At 46.0% G+C, this 4527-nt stretch carries 8 protein-coding genes and 4 tRNA genes; all 12 read left to right on the forward strand.

Features of this window, described 5'->3' with window-relative positions:
* The first annotated feature begins 15 nt into the window (after positions 1-15).
* A tRNA-Tyr gene (locus LHW48_01870) sits at positions 16-101 on the forward strand.
* 13 nt (positions 102-114) lie between these two features.
* Positions 115-191 (forward strand) — tRNA-Gly (locus LHW48_01875).
* Positions 192-230: 39 nt separating this feature from the next.
* Positions 231-306: transfer RNA gene (locus LHW48_01880), tRNA-Thr, on the forward strand.
* 100 nt (positions 307-406) lie between these two features.
* Positions 407-1591, forward strand: a complete 1185-nt coding sequence (gene tuf, locus LHW48_01885) for an elongation factor Tu (protein ID MCB5259212.1) — start codon at positions 407-409, stop codon at positions 1589-1591.
* 24 nt (positions 1592-1615) lie between these two features.
* A complete protein-coding gene (gene rpmG / locus LHW48_01890; protein MCB5259213.1) occupies positions 1616-1762 on the forward strand; it encodes a 50S ribosomal protein L33 in 147 nt (48 codons plus the stop codon).
* A gap of 21 nt (positions 1763-1783) precedes the next feature.
* A tRNA-Trp gene (locus LHW48_01895) sits at positions 1784-1859 on the forward strand.
* A 50-nt stretch (positions 1860-1909) separates the two neighbouring features.
* A complete protein-coding gene (secE, locus tag LHW48_01900; protein MCB5259214.1) occupies positions 1910-2095 on the forward strand; it encodes a preprotein translocase subunit SecE in 186 nt (61 codons plus the stop codon).
* An 18-nt stretch (positions 2096-2113) separates the two neighbouring features.
* On the forward strand, positions 2114-2647 hold the full coding sequence (nusG, locus tag LHW48_01905; protein ID MCB5259215.1) for a transcription termination/antitermination protein NusG: 534 nt from the start codon (positions 2114-2116) through the stop codon (positions 2645-2647).
* A gap of 22 nt (positions 2648-2669) precedes the next feature.
* Positions 2670-3101: a 50S ribosomal protein L11 gene (rplK, locus tag LHW48_01910; protein MCB5259216.1), complete on the forward strand. Its 432-nt coding sequence runs from the start codon at positions 2670-2672 to the stop codon at positions 3099-3101.
* A 41-nt stretch (positions 3102-3142) separates the two neighbouring features.
* Positions 3143-3847 (forward strand): 50S ribosomal protein L1, encoded by a 705-nt coding sequence (gene rplA, locus LHW48_01915; protein ID MCB5259217.1) that lies wholly within the window; start codon positions 3143-3145, stop codon positions 3845-3847.
* A 14-nt stretch (positions 3848-3861) separates the two neighbouring features.
* Positions 3862-4398, forward strand: coding sequence for a 50S ribosomal protein L10 (rplJ, locus tag LHW48_01920; GenBank protein MCB5259218.1), 537 nt, complete (start codon positions 3862-3864; stop codon positions 4396-4398).
* Between the two features lie 33 nt (positions 4399-4431).
* Positions 4432-4527, forward strand: a 96-nt coding sequence (rplL, locus tag LHW48_01925; GenBank protein ID MCB5259219.1) for a 50S ribosomal protein L7/L12, incomplete at its 3' end; no start/stop codon positions are given.

The following is a 4527-nucleotide window of genomic DNA, read 5'->3' on the forward strand; positions in this document are numbered from 1 at the left end:
CGGCTCCATAGATGTGGAGAGGTTCCCGAGCGGCCAAAGGGAACAGACTGTAAATCTGTCGTCAGACGACTTCGGAGGTTCGAATCCTCCCCTCTCCACCACATTTTCGCCTTAGCGGGAGTAGCTCAGTTGGCTAGAGCATCAGCCTTCCAAGCTGAGGGTCGCGGGTTCGAACCCCGTTTCCCGCTCCATTTTTTATGGTCATCGATTTTTAGGTGGCGTAGTAACAGGCTCAAGTAGCTCAGTAGGTAGAGCACATCCTTGGTAAGGATGAGGTCACCGGTTCAAATCCGGTCTTGAGCTCCATTTTGACGGCAGCTTACGGGATGCGAAGAGGATCTCGTAAATATGCTCTATTATATAGCGAATAATACAAGGACATGGAATAGCAATTCCAGGAGGAACAATGGCAAAAGAAAAATTCGTACGTACCAAGCCACACGTAAATGTTGGTACGATTGGTCACATTGACCATGGTAAGACTACGCTCACCGCGGCGATCACATCTTACCTTGCAAAGAAGGGCGGAGCCAAATTCCGTTCCTTCGATAGTATTGATAACGCCCCTGAAGAGAAAGCCCGTGGTATAACCATTGCCACTGCTCACGTTGAATATGAAACCGAAAAACGTCACTATGCCCATGTAGACTGCCCCGGTCATGCTGACTATATTAAGAACATGATTACCGGTGCTGCCCAGATGGACGGTGCAATTTTGGTTGTTAGCGCCTATGACGGTCCCATGCCTCAAACCCGCGAGCACATTTTGCTTGCACGTCAGGTTGGTGTGCCTGCCGTTGTAGTATTCATGAACAAATGCGACCTGGTTGAAGATGAAGAATTACTCGACTTGGTTGAGATGGAAGTTCGTGAATTGCTTGAAAAATACGAATTTCCGGGCGATGAGATTCCCGTAATTCGCGGATCTGCCCTTAAAGCCTTGAATGCCGATCCGGAAGGAGAAGCTCAGGTTCAAGCTTTGATGGATGCAGTAGACAATTATGTTCCGCTACCAGATCGTGCGGTAGACAAACCTTTCCTTATGCCGGTAGAAGACGTATTCTCAATTCCCGGTCGTGGAACCGTTGCCACCGGTCGTGTAGAGCGTGGTGTTATCAAGGTTGGCGATAAAGTTGAGCGCGTAGGTATCCGCGAGACAGTGGAAACCACATGCACCGGAGTAGAAATGTTCCGTAAACTTTTGGACGAAGCACAGGCTGGCGATAATGTTGGTCTATTGTTGCGTGGCTTTGCAAAAACCGATGTGGAACGCGGTCAAGTGCTTGCCAAACCGAAATCCATTACTCCGCACACTAAGTTTGTGGGTCAAACCTACATTCTTACAAAGGAAGAAGGTGGACGTCACAAACCGTTCCAAACCGGTTATCGTCCTCAATTCTATTTTCGTACAACCGACGTTACCGGAACCCTTGTATTGCCGGAAGGCATCAAGATGGTGATGCCCGGTGACAACGTTGAAATTTCAGCCGAACTCATCACTCCAATTGCCATGGAGCAGGGTCTTCGCTTCGCTATCCGCGAGGGTGGACATACCATTGGCAGCGGTGTGGTATCCAGCATCATCGAGTAAACCGAGTAAACCGGAAGTATAAAGATGAGAGATATAATAATTCTTGCTTGCGAAGAGTGTAAGAATCGTAATTATACTACTACTCGTAACAAACGCAAGCATCCTAACAGAATGGAGCTAAAGAAATATTGCCCCACCTGCAGGAAGCATACAAATCACAAGCAGCGCTAATAAGCGATTAATAGATGTTGCAGGACAGTAGTTCAACTGGTAGAGCACCGGTCTCCAAAACCGGGGGTTGCGGGTTCGATTCCTGCCTGTCCTGCCAACATTGGTTTCTGGCAAGTGCGCACAACTGCTAAAATTGGGTGAAGATAAATGAAATTTGAAAATGTAAGTCGCTTTTTCCGCGATGTACGTTCCGAGATGAAATCCGTAAGCTGGCCAGGCAAGAACGACCTGAAAGAAGGAACTGTGGTAGTAATAGTAATGTCTGCCATCGTAGCCATATTTCTTTCTATGGTAGATTTTGGATTTTCGAAGATCTTGGAAATACTGTTTTAAGGGGAAAGACCTGTGGCAATGAAATGGTATGTGATCCATACCTACTCGAGTTTTGAAAATAAGGTAAAGACCGCAATAGAGAAGGGTCTGGAAGGGACCGACATGGCAAAATCCGTAGGCAGGATATTGGTGCCGGTGCGCAAGACTTTTATAATACGGGACGGCAAGAAGATAGAGCGTGAGCGCAAGGTTTTTACCAGTTATGTGATCCTTGAGGCAGAAATGAGCCCCGAGCTGAAGACCTATATTCTCGGCTTGGCAGGGGTTACCAGTTTTTTGGGTATGAGCAAGGAACACAAAGAGCCTATCGCACTGCCTCAGGAAGAAGTGGATCGCTTGTTAGGCATAGCGGATCCAGATCGCGATTTTAAGACTTTTTCGTATATGCCCGGAGACTTGGTGCGCGTAATCTCCGGACCCTTTTCCGATTTTGAGGGTGTGGTACAAAAGACATCTGATGAGGGTAATAAACTTGTAATAGATGTTACGGTTTTTGGACGTCGCACTCCAGTAGAACTTAGTGGAAATCAGGTAGAACTGATTAAGAAATAGATAAATTAAGAGGATATAAATCATGGCAAAACCAAAAGATGCCGTAGCAATCTTGAAATTGCAACTTCCAGCCGGAAAGGCAACACCGGCTCCCCCTGTTGGCCCCGCTTTGGGTCAAGTTGGGGTTAATATACCCGAATTTTGTCGCCAATTTAACGAAAAAACGCAAGATCAACCCGGAATGATTTTTCCGGTAGTGATTTATGTAGCAAAAAATAAATCTTTCACATTTGAGATCAAAACTCCTCCAGCCAGTGTACTGATAAAGAAAGAAGCGGGACTTGCCAAAGGCTCCGCTACACCAAACAAAGCAAAAGTGGGAAAACTAAATCAGGCACAGCTGAAGACAATTGCCGAACTCAAAATCCAGGATATGAATTGCCATTCCCTTGAATCCGCTATGAGTATGATCGCAGGTACTGCACGGAGCATGGGCGTCACTATTGATGAGTGAGCTGCTTCGGTGCAGGAGATAGTATTCATAAAGGAGAGTCAATGAAACATAGTAAAAGGTACAAAGTCGCCTATGCGATGTATGACCGCCAAAAACGTTTTGACCTTGACGATGCGCTCAAGCTTCTCAAGAGCCTTCCAGCTCCCAAGTTTGACGAAACAGTAGAGGTACATTTCAATCTTGGCGTAGATCCTCGCAAAGCCGATCAGCAGATCAGAAACTCATTGGTGTTACCGCACGGAACCGGTAAGACCATGCGGGTTTTAGTATTTGCTGAGGGCGACAAAGCAGAAGAAGCCAAAAATGCTGGCGCCGATTACGTTGGCGTAGACGACCTCGTAGAAAAGATCACCGGTGGGTGGTTCGATTTTGACGTGGTTATTACTACACCTAACCTAATGGGTCGTATCGGCAAACTTGGTCGAGTCCTTGGACCACGTGGATTGATGCCCAATCCCAAAGTTGGAACTGTAACCATGGATATTGCCAAAGCAGTGAACGAAGCAAAAGGCGGAAAAGTAACCTACAGAGTAGACAAATTCGCCAACCTTCACATTCCTGTAGGCAAGATAAGCTTTGAGGAAGAAAAACTAAGAGATAACATCAAAGCTATTCTTTCCGCAGTTCTCAAAGAACGCCCCGCCACACTAAAGGGCGTATTTATTAAGAGCATCACTTTGTGCACGACAATGGGTCCCGGGATTAAACTACAGGTCGCAAGCGCAACCTTGGCAGCGAAAAGCTAAAAGGAGGCACGTAAATGGTTAAACAATATAAGTTAGATGCCGTAAAAAATCTAGTCGAAAGACTACGTAGCGCAAAAGCGATCGTACTGGTGGATTATAAGGGAATTAATATCGAACAGGTGAATGAGCTGCGCAACCGCTTCCGTAATGAGAAAGTGGATTACTTGGTGCAAAAGAACACCCTGCTCAAAATTGCATTGAACGAGCTGGGCATCACGGAACTGGACGACTATTTGAAAGGACCTACTGCTGTAGCCGTATGTTTGGAAGAAGAAGTTGCTCCTGCTCGCGTAGTTGCCAAGTTCATTAAAGAAATAATGGAAGATGCCGACTATCCCAGTTTTAAAGTCGGATACGTGGCAGGACACGTATTTAGCTCCAAAGAACTAAGTGCTTTGGCTACCCTTCCCAGCCGCGATGAACTTCTGGCTAAGGTTTTGGGCAGCATGACTGCTCCGCTTACCGGATTCATGGCAGTAAACCAAGGTGTGATCCGCAAATTTATGTATGCGGTAGATGCACTTATCCAAAAACAAGCTGATGCCAGCTAAAAAAATATTATTCATATATCCGATGGAGGAAAGATGTCCGATAAAAAACAACAAGTAATTGACCTGATTAAAGAAATGACCGTTCTTGAGCTCTCTGAACTCGTCAAAGAAATGGAAGAGATATTTGGC

Source organism: Candidatus Cloacimonadota bacterium (assembly GCA_020532355.1).
Classification (GTDB): domain Bacteria; phylum Cloacimonadota; class Cloacimonadia; order Cloacimonadales; family Cloacimonadaceae; genus UBA5456.

What these genes read in the sequence shown, in the direction of transcription:
- rplJ (MCB5259218.1), top strand. Translation starts at nt 3,862, where the DNA reads ATGGTTAAACAATATAAGTTAGATGCCGTAAAAAATCTAGTCGAAAGA.
- nusG (MCB5259215.1), top strand. Translation starts at nt 2,114, where the DNA reads ATGAAATGGTATGTGATCCATACCTACTCGAGTTTTGAAAATAAGGTA.
- tuf (MCB5259212.1), top strand. Translation starts at nt 407, where the DNA reads ATGGCAAAAGAAAAATTCGTACGTACCAAGCCACACGTAAATGTTGGT.
- secE (MCB5259214.1), top strand. Translation starts at nt 1,910, where the DNA reads ATGAAATTTGAAAATGTAAGTCGCTTTTTCCGCGATGTACGTTCCGAG.
- rplK (MCB5259216.1), top strand. Translation starts at nt 2,670, where the DNA reads ATGGCAAAACCAAAAGATGCCGTAGCAATCTTGAAATTGCAACTTCCA.
- rpmG (MCB5259213.1), top strand. Translation starts at nt 1,616, where the DNA reads ATGAGAGATATAATAATTCTTGCTTGCGAAGAGTGTAAGAATCGTAAT.
- rplA (MCB5259217.1), top strand. Translation starts at nt 3,143, where the DNA reads ATGAAACATAGTAAAAGGTACAAAGTCGCCTATGCGATGTATGACCGC.